This is a genomic window from Pseudophaeobacter sp. C1-32P7, from assembly GCF_041008775.1.
Lineage (GTDB): Bacteria > Pseudomonadota > Alphaproteobacteria > Rhodobacterales > Rhodobacteraceae > Phycobacter > Phycobacter gallaeciensis_A.
In genome coordinates, this window is record NZ_JAXGFR010000008.1 from 19,434 (window position 1) to 39,709 (window position 20,276).

Consider the following 20,276-nt stretch of genomic DNA (forward strand, 5'->3'; position numbering starts at 1 on the left):
ATCCCGGGGGAACAATGCAGGACGACAGTGGCATTTCCTTTTTCGGCGCCCTGTGGGGTGGTCTTGTCTGGCTGGTCCAGAACATCGCTGGCGCCTTTTACAATCTTGGCTACGCGCTCTCCCATACCAGCGAATGGCTGGCATGGACCGGAGGGCTGGAGTCCGTAGAGGACAAACAGTCGCTTATGCGCTTTGTCTACTTCGGTGGCTCGGTCGAGTTCTTCTTTGTAGTGTTTACCGCGTTTCTGGTTCTGACAGCGGTGGGGATTTACCAGCGCCAAGTCATGTGGGGCGTGGTGCGCGGGCTGGAAGGCTTTGCCAATACCATCGGCCGCCTGTTCGCCTGGGCCGGTCTGATCATGGTCATCCAGCAGATCATCATCGTTTTCATGCAGCGGGTCTTTGCCCGACCGGACATGAGTTTCGGTCTGGGGATCGAACTGCAGATGGACATCTCGTGGTTTGCCGAAGAGTTGAAGCTCTATAACGCGTTGGTGGTCTGTATGTGCGTTGCCTACACATTCGTGCAGGGCGGCCATGTGCGGGTTGACCTGATCTACTCCGGCATCAGCTTCCGCGCCAAGCGGGTGATCGACATGATCGGCTCGCTGATCTTCATGATGCCTGCGGCTGTTCTGACCTGGATGTATGGCTGGTTCTTCCTGTGGCGCCACCTGATCGTGCCGAAGCCTTCGGCCTCTGATGGGCTTGACCGGCTGGTAATGAAAGCACGTGCGCTGCGCTGGAACGTGGAAACCATCGGGTTCAGCCCGAACGGCTTCAACGGGTACTTCCTGTTCAAAATCCTGCTGGTCTCGTTTGCAGGCATCGTCTTCCTGCACGCCATTGCCTTCTTCTACCGCTCGTTCCTCGAGTTCGTCGAAGGTCAGGGTAGTGAAAACAAATACCTCGACAAGGATACCCTTGGAGAGGGCGAAGAAGCCTATGAAGGCGCGCATTAAACTAAGGGACAGCTGACATGCTATTCGGTCTTGATGGCGTCGAAATCGGCCTGATCATCGTATTCTTCTGCCTTTTCGGAGGCATTCTTTCCGGCTTCCCGGTGGCCTTTGCCATCGGCGGCGCCGGCATCATCTCCTTCGGGATTATCGCGGCGCTCGACAGTGCCGGGCTTCTGGTTCACCAGGCCATCGACACCTCGTCGCAGGTCTACCGGGATCTGGTGAATTCGGGCGTCAAACCCGATGTCATATCCATCTTCCGATATCCGGATCTTCCACGCGTTGCCGAGCATGTGTTCCCGCAGGGCTGGGAAAGCGCGATGGATCGCAACGTCTCCTTCATCGTGAACCGCATGAACGAGCGGGTTCTGGCAGGGGCGTCGATTGAAACGCTGCTGGCGGTTCTGATGTTCGTTCTGATGGGGATCACCCTGGAGCGGTCGAAGATCGCCAACGATCTGCTGACCACCATGGCGCGCGTCTTTGGCCCGCTGCCCGGCGGTCTGGCCGTGTCCATCGTGGTTGTGGGGGCCTTCCTGGCCGCTTCGACCGGCATCGTGGGCGCGACTGTGGTGACCATGGGGCTTCTGGCGTTGCCCACCATGCTGCGCAACAACTACTCGCCGGAGCTGGCGACGGGTGTGATTGCGGCTTCGGGCACGCTGGGGCAGATCATCCCGCCCTCTATCGTGATCGTTCTTCTGGGCACGCTGGCAGGGGATCTTTACTCCACTGCGCAGGAAAACCGTGCGCAGGAAGCGGGCTGTACCGATGCGCTGACCTTCCTGGGTGAGCCTGCGGTCGTTTCGGTCGGGACCCTGTTCCAGGCGGCGTTGCTGCCGGGCATCATGCTGGCGCTTCTTTATGCGCTTTATGCCTTTGGCTATGCGCTGATGAACCCGGAAAAGGCACCTGCGGTTGAGCTCGGCGGCGCCAGTGACGAACCGGTGACCCGCACCGAGGCCCTGACCTGGTTCCTGGGCGCGCCTGCTGCGATCATCGTCGGTACCGTGCTGCTTGGCTCGTTCGGCGTCGTTGGCTCGCAGAACATCAATGTGTCCAGCTTCTCCGACGCTGGTCAGACCGCGTCGCTGCGCACCTCGGTCGGGGCCGAATGTCAGGCCTCGATGATCGAACTGCATGGTCAGGAAGCCTGGGATGCAGCGGTGGAAGAGCAGAAGGCGATTGATGCCGCTGGCGGTGTCGCCTCGGCTGAGCGTCTGAGCGAGGAAGAGATCGCTGCGGCAGAGGTTGAGAAGATTGCCAACGCGGCGCCGATTGGCACCGGTATCGCGGTGATCATCGTTCTGCTGGGCCTGGTTCTGGCCGTTGGCCGCGGTGTTGCGCCGTCGCGCGATACCAAGCCGCTGATCGTAGGGGCCATCGGTCTTCTGCTGCTGGCACTGGTCGACATTCTGCTGATCGCGCCGACCACGTCCCCCGGGGCGACGGTGCTGCTGATGCTGATCCCGCTGGCGATCGCGCTTTACGGCTGTAAAGAGGCGGCGATCCGCTGTTCGCGCAACGATCTGATCCGGGTGGTCTTCCCGCCGCTGGTTCTGATCGTGGCCGTGCTCGGCTCGATCCTTGGCGGTATCACCAACCCGACGCCCGCTGCGGCGCTGGGGGCAGGCGGTGCCATCATGCTGGCGGCGTATCGCCGTCTGCAGGACGAGGGACGCTCGGGCAAGGTGATCATCTGGTCCACCTTCGCGGTGATCCTGTGCATCCTGATCGGGGTGAACTTCGATCTGCGGATCAATCAGGACAATGTGTCGTTCGAAAGCTGGGTGGCCTTCTTCTTCGCTTATGCGGCCTACCTTTATGCGCTGTTCGGCCTGCTGTTTGGCTGCTGGGTGCTGTTCAAGGGCGGGGTTCTGACGCCGATCGTGCGTGAGACGGCGAAGGTGACCTCGATGGTCTTCACCATCCTGATCGGCTCGCAGCTTTTGAACCTGGTGGTGATCTCCTTTGGCGGTGAGCACTACATTCAGCAGTTCCTGAAGAGCTTTGACAACGAGATGACGGTCTTCCTGATCGTGATGCTGGTGCTGTTCTTCCTGGGCTTCGTGCTCGACTTCCTTGAGATCATCTACATCGTGATCCCAATTGTCGGGCCGGTGATCTACGGCGGCTCCTTCGATCCGAAATGGGTGACCATCATGGTTGCGGTGAACCTGCAGACCTCGTTCCTGACACCGCCCTTCGGCTTTGCGCTGTTCTACCTGCGCGGGGTTGCACCGAAGGAGGTGACAACGGGTCATATCTATCGCGGGGTGCTTCCCTTCGTGCTGATCCAGGTGGTTGGTCTTGCGATCCTGTGGCTGTTCCCGTCGATCGTGACAATCGTACCGGCGCTGATGCCGGGCTGATCCGGTTCAGGAGATCATAAAGACTTAAGGGGCCCCTCGCGGGCCCCTTTTCCATGGCGGCGGTGCAGATGGTGGTGACTGGAGCGCACAGGCAGACAGGCCGGACCCGGCGAGATCCGCCGGATAGCGTCAAGTTCGAGCTGTGGAGACGCGCGTGCAGCCCCAAGAGACGCCTTCAGCGGTTGGCTGCGTGGTTGTTGGGGCTAGGGCCCCGACTGCTGGAGAGTTACCGCCCGCGGTGGACCGGCTGCTGGGGGAGCTGAATATTGGCGACCTGTTCGGAAATCGTATCGGTCGCAGGGCTGTCCGCAGTATCTTGAACCTCGGACATCGCTGTCCACTTACCCCCTTGATAGACCTCAAGGCCCGAGAACTTGACCTTATAACCCATCTTGGGGCTGCCTTTGACCCAGTAGCCGAGGTAGACATAGGGCAGCCCTGCATCGCGCGCGATGTCGATGTGATCGAGGATCATATAGGTGCCCAGCGAATTCTGCGGCAGGTTCGGGTTGTAGAAGGAATAGACCATGCTCAACCCGTCTTCGAGCACATCGGTCAGCGACACCGCAGTCAGTGCGTTGTCTTCGGGATTGGTGTATTCCACCACCCGACTGCGCACCGGAGTCTCCTCGATCATTGCGGCATATTCGAACACGTCCATATCGGCCATGCCGCCATCCGCGTGGCGGCTGTCCAGATAGTCGCGGAACAGCTGGTACTGGTCCTCGGTTGCCCAGGGCGATGTTGCCCGGCGGACCAGATGCGCGTTGCGCTTGCTGGTGCGTTTCTGGCTGCGGCTGGGTGTGAACTCTGCCACGTTGATGCGCGCCGACAGGCAGGCCGAACATTCCGAACAGGACGGACGATACAGCACGTTCTGAGAGCGCCGGAACCCCTGTTGCGAGAGGCTATTGTTCAGCTGCTCGACACCATCGCCCTGCAACGCCGTGAACAGCTTCCGCTCCATCCGCCCCTCCAGATAGGGGCATGGTTGGGGCGCAGTCACATAGAACTGCGGTGCGATCGGAAGAGTATGGCGCATAGGGTCGGGCTTGAGTCCAAGGCTTGTCAAAAAACACAATAAGGCTGGAGTTCACGATAGCAACGACCAACCCGCCCGCCAAGGCCGGTCTGCACAAATGGTTTAACAGTGATTGCCAAGCGGGATGTTTGCCCAGAGTTGACCGCTATCGCTGGATGCTGCGCCGGTTCAGCATCACCGTGCCGAGAATGGCATCGCCCAGCCCCTGACCGCGTGCTGATGTCAGCATCATGATCACCGAGACCACCTGCAAAAGCGGCACGGCCAGAGCAACCGTATAAGCACCCGTATGCAGCGCGGCCATCTGCAGATCCATCCGCTGGCCGGAAAGGTCACGCAGCTCGATCCCGGCAAAGCGCATCCCCAGCGTGGCAGAGCCGTTGGCGATGGTAATCGTCCGGTAGGCAAAGCCGATCGTCAGATAGAGCAGCGGCCAGATGAAGAGCCCGACAAAGGCAGTCATCACCACTGTCGCCATACACAGGCCGAATATGATCAGGCTGTCGACGACCCAGGCCAGCAGCCGTTTGGGGGCAACCGATGCGTAGAATTCAGCTTGGTAATCCGGGTCGGGCAGGGCGGTCATCTCAGGTGTCCTGTTTTGCGGGCGTGTGGGGGCAGGCGGGCAACCGAGGCCTCCCACCCGTATCTATGGGCGGGAGGCGCTGATGTCAGCAGGATCAGTGGCGTTTGTCGCCGATATCCTCGTCGCTGATGTCTTGCGCTTCGGCAGGGGCGGCGGCGCGCTGCTCCATGAATTCGTCGAACTCAGCCTTGTCCTTGGCTTCGCGCAGGCGCTGCAGGAAGGCGTTGAAATCGTCCTGTTCCTGTTCCAAGCGGCGCAGCGTATCGGCCTTGTAGGCGTCAAAGGCGCTGTTGCCGCTCGAGGTCATGGCGGACATGCCGTGGCGGGTCCAGGATTTGCGGTGGCGGCAGGATTTGTTGAACATACGTTTGCTCCAGATCATGTAAAACAGCAGGGCGAGGCCGATTGGCCAGAAGAACACAAAGCCAAGCACCATGGCAGCAATCCAGGCGCCTTTGCCCTTGCTGTCCAGCCAGGCCTCGCTGCGGGAAAACCAGCCCTGGTCATGCGGGGCGGCTGCGGTGGGGGTGATACTCGTCATTGGAACCTCCGGTATTGGGTTGATGTAAATCGCCTTCACATCCTCAATATCGTGCGCTCGCCTGCGCCCTGCAAGTCTATAAGTAAATGTTTTTTACATTTACTTTGTAAGGTTTTGATAAACAGTCTTAAAATATTACCGTGAAGAGGGGTGAGTGGCTGGGGTTTCCATGCCTCCGTGGGGCAAGTGGGGCTATGTCTGGGCTCCAAAACCGCCCGACCACTGCAAAAGGGGGGGCTATGCGCGCCCGCCCTTGGGGTCGTCTGTCTGTATGGGGTCGCGTTTTCGCAAGGGGCACTTTGCGCGGCGCAGTGTAAGCCCGGCGCCCCGCGGTGCCCGGCCTAGTGGTCGACGGCGTGGCGGATGTCGCCTGTGTCCAGCACTGGGGACGCGTCGATGTCGTCGGCATCCAGCATCGCCGCCACGCGTTCAAGGCCCGCCACCAGCATCGCCTGCTCCCAGTCTTCCATCGCGTTGAACTTGCGTACAAAGCGTTGTTGCAACGGATCGGGTGCCTCAGTCAGGACCTGACGACCGGCATCGGTCAGCAGGATATTGGTCTGCCGCCGGTCCTGGCTCGACTTTTCACGCAGCACCAGACCGTCACGCACCAGCTTGTCGACAAACGAGGTGATGGTGCCCTGGGACACCCGCATCCGCAGCGAAATCGCCTTGGCAGTGCTGTAGCCCTGTTCTCCGATGATCTGAAGAACCCGGAACTGTGCAGGTGTCACGCCAGTGGTTTGTCGTATCTCACGTCCGAACAATTCGGTGGCCCGGACAATGCGCCGAAGCGCGATCAAGCTGCTGTCGATGCGATCCATGAAGACTCCGTTGTTTTGATCATCAAACTATATAGGAAGATATGACGCTATTCAAAGCAGAATACACTTTGAAATATAAAGGATGCAGGGGGCCAAATACGACGTTCCCCGCGACATAATGCCTAAAAGCGACGTTTGTGTCGCAAATTTTGCTTTGCCTGTTGAAGTTTTCGTGAGGCGCTGCTATTTCGATTGCCGAAGCGAAAGGAGCGAACACATGCAATACCACGCTGACCCGAGGCGGATCCCGCTGCCCACACTGCGTAAACCGACAGCGTCGGATGGCGCGGATATCTGGGAGCTGGTCCGCAGCTGCAGGCCGCTTGACGAGAATTCGATGTACTGCAACTTGCTGCAGTGCGATCATTTTGCCGACACATGCGTACTGGCCGAGCTGTCGGGCGAGGCCGTGGGGTGGATCTCTGCCTACGTCATGCCCAATGATCCCGAGACACTGTTTGTCTGGCAGGTTGCCGTGTCCGAAAAGGCACGTGGCCGCGGTCTGGGCGCGCTGATGCTGCAATCGATCATGCAGCGTGAAGCCTGCGAAGGCGTTACCCGCCTGCAGACCACGATTACCGCCGACAATGACGCCTCCTGGGCGTTGTTCCGCAAGTTCGCCAAGCTTCAGGACAGCGGTCTGGATATTCAGCCCTACTACACGCAGGCGCTGCACTTCCAGGATCGTCATAAAACGGAAAACCTGGTGACCATCCCTCTGGACGAGCGCGCTCAGCTGGCTGCTTGAGCCGCGCAGACGTCGGTTTTCACTTTCAACTCTTCTCCCACCCAAAAGAGGTCGTATGTCTACGAACACCTCCACCACAACTGTATTCAAACGTCGGGAATCCGAAGCGCGCAGCTATTGCCGCGGCTTTGATACCGTCTTCACCTCGGCGCAGGGTTCTGAAATGACCGCCCGCGACGGGAAAACCTATATCGATTTTCTGGCCGGCTGCTCGTCGCTCAACTACGGGCACAACGACCCGGACATGAAAGAGGCGCTGATCGCGCATCTGCAGGCCGATGGCATCGCCCATGGTCTTGACATGCACACCGATACCAAGGCCGATTTCCTCGAGACCTTCGAGAACGTCATCCTGCGTCCGCGCAAGATGGACCACAAGGTGATGTTCACCGGTCCTACCGGTGCCAACGCGGTCGAAGCGGCGATGAAAATTGCCCGCAAGGTGACCGGACGCAGCAATATCGTGGCCTTCACCAATGGGTTCCACGGTGTGACGCAGGGTGCGCTGGCCGCCACCGGCAACGGCTATCACCGCGGCGGCGCCGGGCTGCCCCTCAATAACGTGACCCGTCTGCCGTTTGACGGCTACATGGGGCAGGGCACCGATACCGCCGATTACCTAGAGGCGATGCTGAACGATCCGTCTTCGGGTCTGGACGCACCTGCTGCGATCCTGCTGGAGACTGTGCAGGGCGAGGGCGGCCTGAACGCCGCGCGCGCCGAATGGGTGCAGCGCATTGCCCGTCTGGCAAAGGAAGCAGGCGCTCTGCTGATCATCGACGACATTCAGGCCGGTTGCGGCCGCACCGGGACCTTCTTCTCGTTCGAAGAGTTCGGCATCGACCCCGACATCGTCACCATGGCGAAATCGGTTTCGGGTTTTGGCCTGCCGATGGCGCTGGTTCTGGTGAAGCCCGAACATGACGTGATGGGCCCTGCCGAACACAACGGCACCTTCCGGGGCAACACCCATGCCTTTGTCACGGCCCGCGTCGCGATCGAGAAATTCTGGTCGGACAGCGCCTTTCAGGATGACATCGCCCGCCGGGCGAAGATCGTCGAAAAGGCCCTGCAGGAAATCGCCGACATGGTGCCCGGCTCGCGGCTCAAGGGGCGCAGCATGATGCGCGGTGTCGATGTCGGATCTGGTGAGCTGGCTGGCGATATCTGCGCCCGTGCGTTCCAGAATGGCCTGATTGTCGAAACCTCTGGCCCTAATGATGAGGTCGTCAAGATCCTCGCCCCCCTGACCACGCCCGACGCCCAGCTCGAAGCTGGCCTCAGCATTCTCAAGGATGCCGCGCGGGACGTGATCGGAACAACCAAAGTTGCAGCGGAGTAAGACAATGATTGTCCGTGACTATAACGATATCCTTGAAAAAGACCGCGACCGCGTGGTCAGCGATGCGGAGTGGACCAGCGTCCGTATGCTTCTGGCCGATGATGGGATGGGCTTTTCCTTCCACATCACCTTCCTCGAGGCAGGCTCGGAACATACGTTCGAATACAAGAACCACTTTGAAAGCGTCTATTGCATGCAGGGCACCGGGTCGATCACCGACCTGGCAACCGGCGAGACGCATCACATCCGTCCCGGCGTGATGTATGCGCTCGACAAACACGACCGCCACGTGTTGAAGGCTGACGAACAGCTCGTGATGGCCTGCTGCTTCAATCCGCCCGTTACGGGAACCGAAGTACACCGGGAAGACGGATCCTACGCGGCGCCAGAAACCGTCGAGGCTTAAGCCATGACCCATACTGTAGAAAAGATCGGCGGGACATCCATGTCCCGCATGAACGAGCTACGGGATACGCTGTTCATCAAGAACGATGAGCCCGAATACGGGCGTATTTTCGTGGTGTCCGCCTTTGGTGGCATCACCAACCTGCTGCTGGAGCACAAGAAGACCGGTGCGCCCGGTGTCTATGCCCGCTTTGCCAATGCCGAGGATGACCACGGCTGGTTCGATGCCCTGAACGAGGTGTCGGCCGCGATGATCGCCGCGCATGAGGCGGTTCTGGACAATGCCGGCGATGTTGCCCAGGCGACCGCCTTTGTGCAGGAACGTATCGAAGGCGCCCGCAATTGCCTGATCGACCTGCAGCGCCTGTGCTCCTACGGACATTTCCGCCTCAACACACATCTGCTGCAGATCCGCGAGCTGCTTTCTGGTCTCGGCGAGGCGCATTCGGCGCTGGTTGCCGTGCTGATGTTGCAGCGGGTGGGCGTCAACGCGCGTCTGGTGGATCTGTCCGGCTGGCGCGGCGATGCGGATATGTCGCTGGAACAGCGGATTGAAACGGCTCTGGAAGGGGTCGACCCGGCGCAGGAAATGCCCATCGTCACCGGCTACGCGCAATGCGCCGAAGGCCTGATGCGGGAATTCGACCGGGGCTATTCTGAGGTGACCTTCTCGCAGCTGGCGGCGCAGACCGGCGCGCGTGAGGCGATCATTCACAAGGAATTCCATCTGTCCTCTGCCGATCCGAAACTGGTCGGTGCCGAGAACGCCCGCAAACTGGGCCACACCAATTATGACGTGGCCGACCAAATGGCGAACCTTGGCATGGAGGCGATCCACCCCTCGGCGGCAAAGACCCTGCGTCAGTCCGGTGTGCCGTTGCGCGTCACCAACTGCTTTGAGCCCAATGATCCGGGCACGGTTATCGACGATCAGCCCGCGCCCAAGGCGGCGGCCGAAATCGTCACCGGCCTTGATATCATTGCGCTGGAGCTGTTCGAACAGGACATGGTCGGCGTCAAAGGCTATGACGCTGCGGTGCTGGACATCCTCACCCGCCACAACGTGCGGATCGTGTCGAAGGTGACCAATGCCAATACGGTGACCCACTATCTGGACGCCTCGCTGAAATCGATGCGCCGGGTCGAGGCCGATCTGTTGGCCCGCTTCCCGCAGGCAGAGGTCAACAGCGAAAAGCTGTCGCTGATCTCCGTCGTGGGACGCGATCTGAGTGGCCTGCACGTCCTGGCACGGGGGATGAATGCCCTTGAGAAGAAGGATATTTTGCCGCGCGGTGCAACGCAGGGGCCACGCAATGTGGACACCCAGTTCATCCTGCAGCGCGAGGACAAGGACGCAGCCATCGCACTGCTGCATTCGGAGTTCTTCGGATCCACCGAGTCCCAGGCGCTGAAAGCGGCCTAAGAGCGCAAGCGATTTAGGCAAAAACGACCGGTTTTCAGTCGGGTGGCGCGTTTCGTGCCCCGCGTTCTGAAAACTGGTTGTTTTGCGTTTTTACAGACGTGTTCGGGAGCTGTCGAAACACGCGGCCAAAGCATAAGCCTCCACGCGAATGCCTTTTAGGCTATACGCGCTAGGTCTGTCGGGGCGGTCTGCGCAGGGGGGCGCGGCTGCGTTCGTTACCAGCGGCTGTCGCCTTTTGCAGCAGCGCCATGAATTGTTCCTGCTCTTCAGGGCTGAGGCCGGTCAGGATCTCGCCTTGCACCTCGCGTACAAGGGGGTGCGCCCGGGCCAGAACCTCTTTGCCAGTTTCGGTCAGGGTCAGCTGTCGCGCGCGGCGATCCCGCGGGCTGACGGTGCGGTCGATCAGCTGTTTCGCTTCCAGCCGGTCGATCACCTTGCCCAGTGTCGCCCGGTCATAGGCAATAAGCCCCGCAACCGAGGCCTGATCAATGCCAGGGTTGGCATCAATGGCTTTCAGCGCGGCGTATTGAACAGGGGTGAGGTCGATATCGTGGGCGGCGACCTTTTCGGTGAACTGGGCCACCGAAATCTGATGCAAGCGGCGGATCAGGTGACCGGGAAACTGATGCAGATCCAACGCGTGATCATCCTCGTCTTGTGCGTCCATAAACCCTGTTCCGGCTGTTGCTGTCTCGTCCGACTGTGATGCACAGATAAACCAGAATAGTGGGTAAATGGCCACCATATACGGTGTCGCAGCCGGTCAATCGGCAGCCGGGTCCGTAAAACCCGCTTTCCCTTGTGGATGCAGCGGGCTAGACCCTGTTTCATGGTGAAAAGTTTTTCTTCCCTTCAGGATATGTACGATCATGGCTATGACACCATCATTGATGTGCGTAGCCCGGCCGAATTTGCAGAGGATCACGTCCCCGGTGCTATCAACCTGCCGGTCCTGAACAATGAAGAACGGGCCGAGGTTGGCACGATTTATGTGCAAGAAAGCCCCTTTCTGGCGCGCAAGCTGGGCGCGGCCATGGTGTTCCGCAATGCCGCGCGGCACATCGAAGAGACGCTGAACCAATACGAAGGCGGCTGGCGGCCGCTGGTCTATTGCTGGCGCGGTGGGCAGCGCTCCGGCAGTTTCACCTATCTTTTGCAGCAGATCGGCTGGCGGGCCGAGATGATCTCAGGCGGCTACCAGTCCTACCGCAGGCTGGTGCATCAGATGTTGTATGAGGATGATCTGCCTTACCGGCTTGTATTGCTGGATGGCTATACCGGCACGGCGAAGACCGACCTTCTGAAGCATGTGGCAGAACTGGGCGCGCAGGTGCTGGATCTGGAAGGTCTGGCCAATCATCGCGGCTCGCTGCTGGGCGGTATGCCGGATGGGCAGCCCTGTCAGAAGGCGTTTGAATCGGCGCTGGCGGCGGCGTTGACCCGTTTGGATCCCAGCCGCCCCGTGCTGGTCGAGGCGGAATCGAGCAAGGTCGGAGACCGGATCATTCCCCCCAGCCTCTGGAGCCTGATGAAACAGGCGCCACGGATCGAGGTCAGCGCCTCGGTCGAAGAACGCTGCCGCTACCTGCTGCGGAGCTACAGCGACGGTCTGCCAGATGCGGATACACTGTCCGAAATGCTGGAGCGGCTTCGTGCGCGTCGCTCGAATGCGGTGGTGGATGGCTGGCTGTCCCTGATCGAAGAGGGCGATATGGCAGGCTTGGCGCGCGCCCTGATGGAACAGCATTACGATCCGGCCTACCGCAGTTCACGCCGCAGCATCGGCGTTGATGCCGTGGCAGAAGTACAACTGAAGGATCTGGACGATCAGACGCTGCAATCTGCCGCCACAACCATCTGCGACACGCTTGAAGGTCTGGCCGCAAAGGGTTTTTAAGTCAAAACAATTTGCCCTGCGCCCTGGGTAACCTTCCCGATGATCGCCGCCGGGTAACCTGCCTCTTTCAGCTGCTGCACCACCCCTTCGGCCTTGTCCTGCGGCAGGGCCGCGAGCAGGCCGCCAGCGGTCTGCGGGTCGAACAGCAGGTCCTGCGCGCCACTGGTGCGCCATTCCGGCAGCAACGCAGCGTTTTCTGGGAATAGCGAGGAGCGGATGCCGCTGTCGGCCAGCTGCGCGGCGCCCTCCATCAGCGGCACGGCGGCAAAATCAATCTCTGCACTGACGCATGAAGCCTCGCAGATGCCAAGGAGATGCCCGGCCAGACCAAAGCCAGTGACGTCGGTCATCGCGTGGGCTTCGGGTGCCAGAATGCGGGAGGCTGCGGCCTGCGGCTGTGCCATCTGTTCAAGCGCAGCGGTAACCCAGGCGCCTTCGGCCTTGCCTGCCATTTCGGCGGCCATGATCACGCCAGAGCCGAGCGGTTTGGTCAGGACCAGTGCGTCGCCCGGCTGCGCCCCGGCAAGGGTCACAGGATCCTGGCTGCAAAGCCCTGTGACGGTGAACCCCACAGTCAGCTCATCCCCCAGCGAAGTATGACCGCCGATGATCTCGGCGCCTGCATCCTCCATCACGCTGCGCGCGGCGGTCATGATTTCAATCAGGGTCCGTTGCTGCAGGGCTGGCGCCAGACGCGGCAGGATCAGGTTGGCGGTGGCGGCCTGCGGGGCGGCGCCCATGGCCCAGATATCGCCAAGCGCGTGCACCGCTGCGATACGGGCCATCACGAAGGGATCAAGGCTGAAGGCGCGCAGATGATCGGTGCTGATCACCTGCCGCACGTCGCCCATGGTCAGTAGCGCGGCATCATCTCCGGGCAGGGCGGTGACATCCTCACGCAGACTCGCCACGCGCGACACGCCTGCCGCATGCAAGGTGGCGCGCCCGGCCTTGGCACCGCAGCCGCCGCACATGGGTTTGTTGCCCAGCACTGCAGGCAGGTCCAGCGTATGTTCGGGCGGCAGGTCTGGCACTTCCATTTCGGGCAGGCTGCGGAATTGCTCCATGAAGTTCTGATCGATCCGGTCCTTCCAGCGCCAGATCATTGGGCCGGAAAACTGTGTGCCGAACCTTTCTCCCAGCGCTTCCTTGGCGCCCATGGAGATCAGTTTCAGGTAATCCTTCTGCGGCCGGTAGTGGCGCATCGGATCGCCGGCAATGGCGGCGCGCAGATTGTGCAGCAGAACCGGGGCCTGCCGCACTGCGTAGACACCGGCCTTCGGGCGCGGTGCATAGGCCAGATGCGCGCAATCCCCGGCGGCAAAAACCTGCGGGTCAGAGGTTTGCAGGCTGTCCGAAACCGTAAGGAAGCCGTCCTGTACCTCAAGCCCGGTATCGACCAGCCAGTCATGCGGGCGCGCCCCGGCAGCGCCGGTGGTGAAGTCCGAGAGAACCTCGCGCCCGCCTTCGAGTTCGATATGGCTGGAATGGATGCGATTGACGGCGGTGTTCTCAACGACGGTGACGCCCTGTACGGAAAAGGCGCGGCGCAGCCGCTCGCGGATCCCGGCGCTGGCGGTGCCCAGAACCGTGCCGCTGTCGATCAGGGTGACTTGTTCCAGGCGGCCCCGGCTGCGCAGGGCATGAGCCATCGCCAGAACCAGCTCGGCCCCGGCCACGCCGCCCCCGATCACCGCGATACGGGCAGGGCCATCGCCGCCGCGGAACGCGTCCCAGCGGCGGGCAAAACTACCAAGCGGCTTCGCCGGGATGCCATGTTCTGCAAATCCGGCTAGGTCCGGCATTTCGGAGGTAATCCCCACATCGACCGAGGCCACGTCATAAGCGATGTCAGGTCGCCCCGGCACCCGGATGCTGCGGGTTTCGGGATCAAGCCCCTCGGCCGCGCCCTGCACCAGCCGCGCTCCGGCAAAGCGCGCCAGCCGGACCAGATCGATATCAAGATCGCCCCGCGCGTAGTGACCGGCGACAAAGCCGGGCAGCATCCCCGAATAGGGCGCGGTGGGGCCGGGGTTGATCAGCGTCAGCCGGGCGCCGGGCAGCGGGCGCATCCCCCATTTCAGCAGCACCAGCGCATGGGCATGCCCGCCTCCGATCAAAACCACATCTTTGGTTTGGGGCAGGCGGGAGGTATCCATTTCGGTGGCTCACTTTCTGTTTCTGGGGCCGTGGGCCAATGGCCCGGGGGGGCTATTGCGGCTGATCTGTGCTTTCGGGATCTTCCGGCGGGGTGTTGTGGGTGGCCCAAATCGCATCCGGTCCAGCCGAAGGCAGGGTGCCTGTTTCCTCGCGACGGTGAATGTGCACCTTGGCGATGAAATGCGCGGTCACCGGGGCGGTCAAGAACAGAAACAGCGTGATCATCAATTCGTGTAGCGACAGGCGCCCTTCAAAGGCGATCGCGTGCACCATCGAGGCAAGAAGAACCCCGCCCACGCCCAGCGTCGTCGCCTTGGTCGGGGCGTGCAGCCGCGACATCGGGTCATTGAGTTTCAACAGGCCGTAAGAGCCGACAAAGCCGAACACACCGGCCATGACCAGAAAGCCTGCAATCAGAACGTCGAGTATCATATCCATAAGAGCCTCACTCGATGATGTTGCCGCGCAGGATAAAGCGCGCGTAGGCCACGGTTGAAACGAAACCGAGCATGGCGATGATCATCGCCGCCTCGAAAAAGATCTCGGTTCCGAGCGCCAGCCCATAAAGGACCATCAGCGCGATTGCGTTGATGAACATGGTATCAAGCGCAAGGATACGATCAGCTATGGCGGCGGCGAACATCACCTTCCAGAGGTTCATCAACAGCGCCAGCGCAAAGCAGACAAAGGCAAAAAGAGCCGCAGTTTCAATCATTCGAAAATCTCCATCAGGCGGCGCTCGTAGCGCTCTTTGATTTCGTCCCGAACCGCATCAGGGTCGTCGCAATCAAGGCAATGCACCAGCAAGGCGTGACCTTCGGCGGAGACGTCCGCGGTGACGGTGCCCGGCGTCATGGTGATGGTGCCGGCCAGCACGGTGATCGCCTCGGGGGTGCGCAGCTCCAGCGGCACGGTCACCCAGTTGGGCTGCCGTTTTGCGTTGGACTTGAACACCACGATCCGCGCTACGGTGATATTGGCAACAACGATGTCCCAGATCACGATCAGGATATAGGCCGCGATCTTGACGGGGTGTTTCACGCGCAGTTGCTGCGGCCAGAACGGCTGGGTCAGGAAGGGGATCAGCAGGCCCAGCAGAAAGCCGAAGACCAGCGAGTTCAGCGTGAAGCTGTTGACGATGAGAACCCAGGTGAGGGTCAGCAGCAGCGTCAGCACCGGGTGCGGCAGAAGTCGATGCATCAGTTTCATTCCCCGGTCCTCCCCAGGACGGTGTCAATATAGGCATCCGGCGCAAAGAGTTGCGCGGAGGTGGCCTCGGCGTAGTCCATCATCGGACCTGCAAAGACGGTCAGCAGAATTGGCCCGGCCAGAAGACCGAAGCTGGCCACGAAAGGCAGGGACGAGCCGCGTTGCGCCTGCACCGGCGCCTCCTCTGGGTCATCTGCTTCCACTTCGCTTTCAGCATCCTCTTGCGGTGCAAGTCCGTGGCTTTTCCAGAAGATCAGGCTGCCCGCCCGCGCCAGACCGATGATGGTAACCAGCGACGACACCAGAATGACGCCCCAGATCCACCAGACCAGATCATGCCCACGCGCAGCATCCATCACCAAGAGCTTGCCCAGGAAGCCAGACAGAGGCGGCATACCCGCCATGGCGATGGATCCCCCAAAGAACAGCGCCGCGATCAGCCCGCTTTGCTTCATCACCGGTTTCGGGGCGATCTCTCCGCCCTGACGTTCCATCACCATATCGGCGACCAGGAACAGGAAGGCCGTCGCAAGGGTCGAATGCACGGTGTAGTAAAGCGCAGCGCCGACCGAGGCTGGCGTGAACAACGCCACCGCCGTCAGCAGGGTCCCCATCGAGGTGATTGCGCCAAAGGCCACAAGCCGCCCTATCTCACGCGCGCCAAGAACACCGATGGCCCCCACGGCAAGCGTCAGCAGCGCAGCAGGCAGCAGCCAGTCTCCGGCCAGCCCCGCGGTGATCTCGGCCTCGGGGCCAAAGACCAGCGTGTACATGCGCAGGATGGCATAGGCGCCGACCTTGGTCATGATCGCAAACAGGGCCGCCACCGGCAAAGGCGCGTTGGCATACGAGGCTGGCAGCCAGAAATGCAGCGGCAGCACCGCGGCCTTGATGGCAAAGACCAGCAACAGCATGATCGCGCCGACCCGCAACAGGGCTGTATCCTCGGCCGGAAGTTCGGCCACGCGGACTGCCAGATCGGCCATGTTCAGCGTGCCGGTCACGGAATAAAGCGTGCCAAGCGCAAACAGGAACAGCGTTGATCCCAGCAGGTTGTAGACGACATATTGCACACCGGCCTGGAACCTTGTGGCGCCGCCTGCGTGGATCATCAGACCATAAGAGGCGATCAGCAGGACCTCGAAGAAAACGAAGAGGTTGAAGGCGTCGCCGGTCAGGAAGGCACCGATGATACCCATCAGCTGGAACTGGAAGAGCGCATGGAAATTGGCGCCGCGCGCGTCCCAGCCGGTTCCGATGGCGTATAGCACCACCGCCAGCGCCAGCACCGCCGTCAGGACGATCATCATCGCAGACAGGCGGTCCAGCACCAGCACGATGCCAAAGGGCGCAGGCCAGTCGCCGAGCTCATAGACCTGCACCGTGCCATCGGCGGCCTGGCTGGCCAGAACCAGAGTGATCAGGGCAATCGCAACCGTGCTGGCAATCGAGAAGATGCGTTGCAGATCCAGATGGTAGCGCACCACCATGATGATGAAGGGGGCAACGATCGCGGGCAGAACGATGGGGGCAATCAGAAGATGGTTCATGCGTCCTCTCCCGTCTGCGTATCGCTGGTCATGTCGATGCGGTCATCGCGCGAGGACAGGAACGCCCCCAGCGCGATCATCACCACAACCGCCGTCATCCCGAAAGAGATCACAATGGCCGTCAGAACCAGCGCCTGCGGCAGCGGATCCGTGTAGGCGACTTCCTCGTATTTGTTGAGGATGGGCGGCGCGTTGACCATCAGGCGCCCAGTGGCGAACAGGAAGACGTTCACCGCATAGGATACCAGCGACAGGCCCAGAATCACCGGAAAGGTGCGTTTGCGCAGGATCAGGTAAATCCCTGCGGCGGTCAGGATACCAACAGCCGAAGCAACCAGAAGTTCCATGCTCAGACCTCGTTTTCGTTCTTGGGCTCGTCATCGCGGGCCGGGTTGATGTCCATGGCGTACTCCGAGGAAATCCCCGGCTGCCAGGCAAAGCGGGAGAGGCTTTCCAGTGCCAGCAGCACCGCGCCGACCACCGCCAGGAAGACGCCGAGGTCGAACAGCGCCGCAGTGGCCCATTCGAATTCTTTCAGGGGCGGCCAGTGGATATAGCCGAAGGCGGATGTCAGGAACGGCATGTCGTTGAACCAGGCGCCGATACCGGTGGCGGCGGCGATCAGCACGCCGGAGCCGATGATGCCGTGGTAGTAGAACCGCTGCCGTTCAGAGGTCCAGGCAAAGCCCGAGGCCATGTATTGCATGATGACAGCAATGGCCGCGATCAGGCCGGCGATAAAGCCGCCGCCCGGCAGGTTGTGACCCCGGAAGAAGATATAGGCGGCCACCATCAACGCCAGCGGCATCATCACGCGGGTCGCCACCACCATCATCATCGGGTGGGCATCGCCTGCCTGCGGCAGATCCGGTTTGCGGTTCAGCAGATAGGCCCGCACCCGGGTGCCTAGAACCGCCTCGGTCAGGGCATAGATGACCAGTGCCGCGATGCCGAGAACGATAATCTCGCCAAAGGTATCAAAGCCCCGGAAATCCACCAGAATGACGTTCACCACATTGGTGCCGCCGCCGCCCTTGTAGGAGTTGGCGAGGTGGAATTCGGAAATGCTGGGCGCTGCGAAATCGCGCGTCATCAGCGCATAGATCAGCCCGCCTGCGCCAAGACCGGCCACAACGGCGATGGCACCATCGCGCAGCCGGATCAGCGCCGGGGTCTCGACCGGGGTTTCCTTGGGCATGAAGTTCAGCGCCAGCAGCATCAGCACGATGGTCACAACCTCGACCGACAGCTGGGTCAGCGCCAGATCGGGGGCCGAGAGGTAGTTGAACGACATGGAGACCACCAGACCCACGACGCCGATCAGGACCAGTGCCAGCAGGCGGTTGCGGTGACGCGCAACGATCAGCAGCGTTGCGAGAACCAGGCTGAGCCACCCGAGTGCCGGGATCGCGCCGATTTCCTGCAGGCTGCGGGTTGCCGGGCCAGTGGTGCCGGTGGAATAGGCATACCAGCTGATCGCCACGGTAAAGCTGATCATCACCGCGCCATAGCGGGTGATCGAGCCATTGTGCAGCCCGTCGGTCACCGCCTTGGCCAGACGCGCCAGCACCGACATCAGGGCATCAAAGATATCCTTGGCCTCGGGGCGGGGGGCGGCGTTCCAGGCGCGCATCAGGGGCTTGTGCAGCGCGAGCAGCAACGCACCGCCGCCCACAGCCACCATCGACATGTAAAGGGCGGGTGTCAGCCCGTGCCAGAGCTTCAGCGAGTAATAGGGCAGCTCTTCTCCGCCGATCACGGCACTTGCGGCCACGGCCACCAGCGGCCCGGCGATCTTGGCCGAGAACAGCCCGATCAGCACCACCAGCGTGATCAGGAAGGCCGGGGCCAGCCACATGCCCGCACCCGGATCATGGGGATGCGCGGGATAGTCGTCCCGCTTGGGGCCAAAGAAGACATGAACGATGAAGCGGAAGGAATAGGCTGCCGAGAACAGCGCCGCGATCAGTGCAAGGCCCGGCACCAGATAGTGCGATCCGGCCCAGACCGTGTGTACGGTTTCCTCCAGCATCATCTCCTTGGACAGGAAGCCGTTGAAGGGCGGGATACCCGCCATCGACAGGGCGGCGACAAAGGCGATGGTGAAGGTCACCGGCATCAGGTGGCGCAGACCGCCCAGACGTTTGATGTCGCGGGTGTGCGCCTCGTGATCGACGATTCCGGCCGACATGAACAGCGCCGCCTTGAAGGTGGCGTGGTTGATGATGTGGAATACTGCGGCAACCGCTGCGATCTTGGTGCCAAACCCCAGAAGCATGGTGATCAGGCCCAGATGGCTGACGGTGGAAAAGGCCAGCAGACCTTTGAGATCATCCTTGAACAGGGCAATTACGGCACCGATGAGCATGGTCACAAGGCCCGTGGTCGCCACGATGTAGAACCACTCCGGGGTGCCGGCCAGAACCGGCCACATCCGCGCCATCAGGAACAGGCCTGCTTTCACCATGGTGGCGGAGTGCAGATAGGCCGAAACCGGCGTCGGCGCCGCCATGGCGTGGGGCAGCCAGAAATGGAACGGGAACTGTGCCGATTTGGTGAAACAGCCCAGCAGGATCAGGATCAGCGCGGGCAGGTAGAGCGGCGACGCCTGGATAAGGTCCTTGTTCTCCAGGATCACGCTCAAATCATAAGAGCCGACGATATTGCCGAGGATCAGCATGCCCCCGATCATCGCTAGGCCACCGGAGCCGGTCACTGTCAGCGCCATGCGCGCGCCCTGACGCCCTTCGGGAAGGTGTTTCCAGTATCCGATGAGCAGAAAGGAGGACAGCGAGGTCAGCTCCCAGAACACCAGCAACAACAAGATGTTATCTGAGAGGACGATGCCGACCATCGCACCCTGGAACAGCAACAGGTAGGTGTAGAACTGCCCCATCGGATCTTCGCGCGACAGGTAAAACCGTGCGTAAAGGATGATCAGCATCCCGATCCCAAGGATCAGCGTGGCAAAGAGAAACCCAAGCCCATCCAGAAAGAAATTCGCATTGAGCCCCAGACCGGGCAGCCAGTCGAATGTGGCCGTGATGACCTCTCCGCGAAATACAGCGGGGGCATGCAGCAGAAGGCCGGTTAGGGCCAGGAAGGTGGTCAGACCAGCCGCCGAAGCGGAGGCGTTACGCCCCGCCCGGATCAGCAGAGCGGGAAAGACCGCTCCTAGAAAAGGCAGGGCCGCAATCAAAAACAGGGACACGTGC

At 61.2% G+C, this 20,276-nt stretch carries 19 protein-coding genes; 7 read left to right on the plus strand and 12 right to left on the minus strand.

Going from position 1 to position 20,276, the window contains the following annotated elements; translation table 11 throughout:
* Positions 1–14 precede the first annotated feature (14 nt).
* Together SM763_RS12700 and SM763_RS12705 are read left to right on the plus strand one after the other, a co-directional pair.
* Positions 15–962: a TRAP transporter small permease subunit gene (locus SM763_RS12700; RefSeq protein ID WP_065270600.1), complete on the plus strand. Its 948-nt coding sequence runs from the start codon at positions 15–17 to the stop codon at positions 960–962.
* A gap of 17 nt (positions 963–979) precedes the next feature.
* A complete protein-coding gene (locus tag SM763_RS12705; RefSeq protein WP_368998757.1) occupies positions 980–3,334 on the plus strand; it encodes a TRAP transporter large permease in 2,355 nt (784 codons plus the stop codon).
* A gap of 226 nt (positions 3,335–3,560) precedes the next feature.
* Here SM763_RS12705 and SM763_RS12710 read toward each other — a convergent pair whose 3' ends face one another.
* The 4 genes from SM763_RS12710 to SM763_RS12725 form a co-directional block, all read right to left on the minus strand.
* Complete coding sequence (locus SM763_RS12710) at positions 3,561–4,376, minus strand: arginyltransferase (protein ID WP_274828962.1); 816 nt, start codon at positions 4,374–4,376, stop codon at positions 3,561–3,563.
* A gap of 145 nt (positions 4,377–4,521) precedes the next feature.
* The gene (locus SM763_RS12715) at positions 4,522–4,962 is read right to left on the minus strand and encodes an RDD family protein (protein WP_065270597.1); all 441 of its coding nucleotides are present in this window, start codon (positions 4,960–4,962) and stop codon (positions 4,522–4,524) included.
* Between the two features lie 94 nt (positions 4,963–5,056).
* Positions 5,057–5,503, minus strand: coding sequence for a DUF2852 domain-containing protein (locus tag SM763_RS12720; protein WP_065270596.1), 447 nt, complete (start codon positions 5,501–5,503; stop codon positions 5,057–5,059).
* 341 nt (positions 5,504–5,844) lie between these two features.
* On the minus strand, positions 5,845–6,327 hold the full coding sequence (locus SM763_RS12725; RefSeq protein ID WP_065270595.1) for a MarR family winged helix-turn-helix transcriptional regulator: 483 nt from the start codon (positions 6,325–6,327) through the stop codon (positions 5,845–5,847).
* Positions 6,328–6,544: 217 nt separating this feature from the next.
* Between SM763_RS12725 and ectA the strand changes: the two genes are divergently transcribed.
* Genes ectA through SM763_RS12745 form a run of 4 tightly spaced genes read left to right on the plus strand, consistent with a single transcriptional unit; the run spans position 6,545 to position 10,245 of the window.
* Complete coding sequence (gene ectA / locus SM763_RS12730) at positions 6,545–7,075, plus strand: diaminobutyrate acetyltransferase (RefSeq protein WP_065270594.1); 531 nt, start codon at positions 6,545–6,547, stop codon at positions 7,073–7,075.
* A gap of 55 nt (positions 7,076–7,130) precedes the next feature.
* Positions 7,131–8,417, plus strand: coding sequence for a diaminobutyrate--2-oxoglutarate transaminase (gene ectB, locus SM763_RS12735; RefSeq protein WP_368998758.1), 1,287 nt, complete (start codon positions 7,131–7,133; stop codon positions 8,415–8,417).
* Positions 8,418–8,421: 4 nt separating this feature from the next.
* Positions 8,422–8,823 carry an ectoine synthase gene (locus SM763_RS12740; protein WP_274833388.1) on the plus strand — a complete coding sequence of 134 codons (402 nt, stop codon included), beginning with the start codon at positions 8,422–8,424 and terminating at the stop codon, positions 8,821–8,823.
* A gap of 3 nt (positions 8,824–8,826) precedes the next feature.
* A complete protein-coding gene (locus tag SM763_RS12745; protein ID WP_368998759.1) occupies positions 8,827–10,245 on the plus strand; it encodes an aspartate kinase in 1,419 nt (472 codons plus the stop codon).
* Positions 10,246–10,414: 169 nt separating this feature from the next.
* On the opposite strand, the gene SM763_RS12750 is transcribed toward SM763_RS12745, so the two are convergent.
* Positions 10,415–10,912 carry a MarR family winged helix-turn-helix transcriptional regulator gene (locus tag SM763_RS12750; protein ID WP_368948040.1) on the minus strand — a complete coding sequence of 166 codons (498 nt, stop codon included), beginning with the start codon at positions 10,910–10,912 and terminating at the stop codon, positions 10,415–10,417.
* Positions 10,913–11,074: 162 nt separating this feature from the next.
* Here SM763_RS12750 and mnmH point away from each other — a divergent pair, with 162 nt between their 5' ends.
* The gene (gene mnmH / locus SM763_RS12755; RefSeq protein WP_368998760.1) at positions 11,075–12,142 is read left to right on the plus strand and encodes a tRNA 2-selenouridine(34) synthase MnmH; all 1,068 of its coding nucleotides are present in this window, start codon (positions 11,075–11,077) and stop codon (positions 12,140–12,142) included.
* Here the strand turns inward: mnmH and selD are convergent.
* Genes selD through SM763_RS12790 form a run of 7 tightly spaced genes read right to left on the minus strand, consistent with a single transcriptional unit; the run spans position 12,139 to position 20,272 of the window.
* Complete coding sequence (selD, locus tag SM763_RS12760; protein WP_368998761.1) at positions 12,139–14,301, minus strand: selenide, water dikinase SelD; 2,163 nt, start codon at positions 14,299–14,301, stop codon at positions 12,139–12,141. The genes mnmH and selD overlap by 4 nt on opposite strands.
* A gap of 52 nt (positions 14,302–14,353) precedes the next feature.
* On the minus strand, positions 14,354–14,740 hold the full coding sequence (locus tag SM763_RS12765) for a Na+/H+ antiporter subunit G (RefSeq protein ID WP_065270587.1): 387 nt from the start codon (positions 14,738–14,740) through the stop codon (positions 14,354–14,356).
* 7 nt (positions 14,741–14,747) lie between these two features.
* Complete coding sequence (locus SM763_RS12770; RefSeq protein ID WP_368998762.1) at positions 14,748–15,017, minus strand: K+/H+ antiporter subunit F; 270 nt, start codon at positions 15,015–15,017, stop codon at positions 14,748–14,750.
* Positions 15,014–15,511: a Na+/H+ antiporter subunit E gene (locus tag SM763_RS12775; RefSeq protein ID WP_368998763.1), complete on the minus strand. Its 498-nt coding sequence runs from the start codon at positions 15,509–15,511 to the stop codon at positions 15,014–15,016. The genes SM763_RS12770 and SM763_RS12775 overlap by 4 nt, the downstream gene beginning before the upstream one ends.
* The gene (locus SM763_RS12780; protein ID WP_368998764.1) at positions 15,508–17,061 is read right to left on the minus strand and encodes a monovalent cation/H+ antiporter subunit D; all 1,554 of its coding nucleotides are present in this window, start codon (positions 17,059–17,061) and stop codon (positions 15,508–15,510) included. The genes SM763_RS12775 and SM763_RS12780 overlap by 4 nt, the downstream gene beginning before the upstream one ends.
* A complete protein-coding gene (locus SM763_RS12785) occupies positions 17,058–17,408 on the minus strand; it encodes a Na+/H+ antiporter subunit C (protein ID WP_274828998.1) in 351 nt (116 codons plus the stop codon). The genes SM763_RS12780 and SM763_RS12785 overlap by 4 nt, the downstream gene beginning before the upstream one ends.
* 2 nt (positions 17,409–17,410) lie before the next feature.
* The gene (locus tag SM763_RS12790) at positions 17,411–20,272 is read right to left on the minus strand and encodes a monovalent cation/H+ antiporter subunit A (RefSeq protein WP_368998765.1); all 2,862 of its coding nucleotides are present in this window, start codon (positions 20,270–20,272) and stop codon (positions 17,411–17,413) included.
* Positions 20,273–20,276 lie beyond the last annotated feature (4 nt).

Coding starts and splice junctions, on each gene's coding strand:
- SM763_RS12700 (WP_065270600.1), top strand. CDS start 15: ATGCAGGACGACAGTGGCATTTCCTTTTTCGGCGCCCTGTGGGGTGGT.
- SM763_RS12705 (WP_368998757.1), top strand. CDS start 980: ATGCTATTCGGTCTTGATGGCGTCGAAATCGGCCTGATCATCGTATTC.
- SM763_RS12710 (WP_274828962.1), bottom strand. CDS start 4,376: ATGCGCCATACTCTTCCGATCGCACCGCAGTTCTATGTGACTGCGCCC.
- SM763_RS12715 (WP_065270597.1), bottom strand. CDS start 4,962: ATGACCGCCCTGCCCGACCCGGATTACCAAGCTGAATTCTACGCATCG.
- SM763_RS12720 (WP_065270596.1), bottom strand. CDS start 5,503: ATGACGAGTATCACCCCCACCGCAGCCGCCCCGCATGACCAGGGCTGG.
- SM763_RS12725 (WP_065270595.1), bottom strand. CDS start 6,327: ATGGATCGCATCGACAGCAGCTTGATCGCGCTTCGGCGCATTGTCCGG.
- ectA (WP_065270594.1), top strand. CDS start 6,545: ATGCAATACCACGCTGACCCGAGGCGGATCCCGCTGCCCACACTGCGT.
- ectB (WP_368998758.1), top strand. CDS start 7,131: ATGTCTACGAACACCTCCACCACAACTGTATTCAAACGTCGGGAATCC.
- SM763_RS12740 (WP_274833388.1), top strand. CDS start 8,422: ATGATTGTCCGTGACTATAACGATATCCTTGAAAAAGACCGCGACCGC.
- SM763_RS12745 (WP_368998759.1), top strand. CDS start 8,827: ATGACCCATACTGTAGAAAAGATCGGCGGGACATCCATGTCCCGCATG.
- SM763_RS12750 (WP_368948040.1), bottom strand. CDS start 10,912: ATGGACGCACAAGACGAGGATGATCACGCGTTGGATCTGCATCAGTTT.
- mnmH (WP_368998760.1), top strand. CDS start 11,075: ATGGTGAAAAGTTTTTCTTCCCTTCAGGATATGTACGATCATGGCTAT.
- selD (WP_368998761.1), bottom strand. CDS start 14,301: ATGGATACCTCCCGCCTGCCCCAAACCAAAGATGTGGTTTTGATCGGA.
- SM763_RS12765 (WP_065270587.1), bottom strand. CDS start 14,740: ATGGATATGATACTCGACGTTCTGATTGCAGGCTTTCTGGTCATGGCC.
- SM763_RS12770 (WP_368998762.1), bottom strand. CDS start 15,017: ATGATTGAAACTGCGGCTCTTTTTGCCTTTGTCTGCTTTGCGCTGGCG.
- SM763_RS12775 (WP_368998763.1), bottom strand. CDS start 15,511: ATGAAACTGATGCATCGACTTCTGCCGCACCCGGTGCTGACGCTGCTG.
- SM763_RS12780 (WP_368998764.1), bottom strand. CDS start 17,061: ATGAACCATCTTCTGATTGCCCCCATCGTTCTGCCCGCGATCGTTGCC.
- SM763_RS12785 (WP_274828998.1), bottom strand. CDS start 17,408: ATGGAACTTCTGGTTGCTTCGGCTGTTGGTATCCTGACCGCCGCAGGG.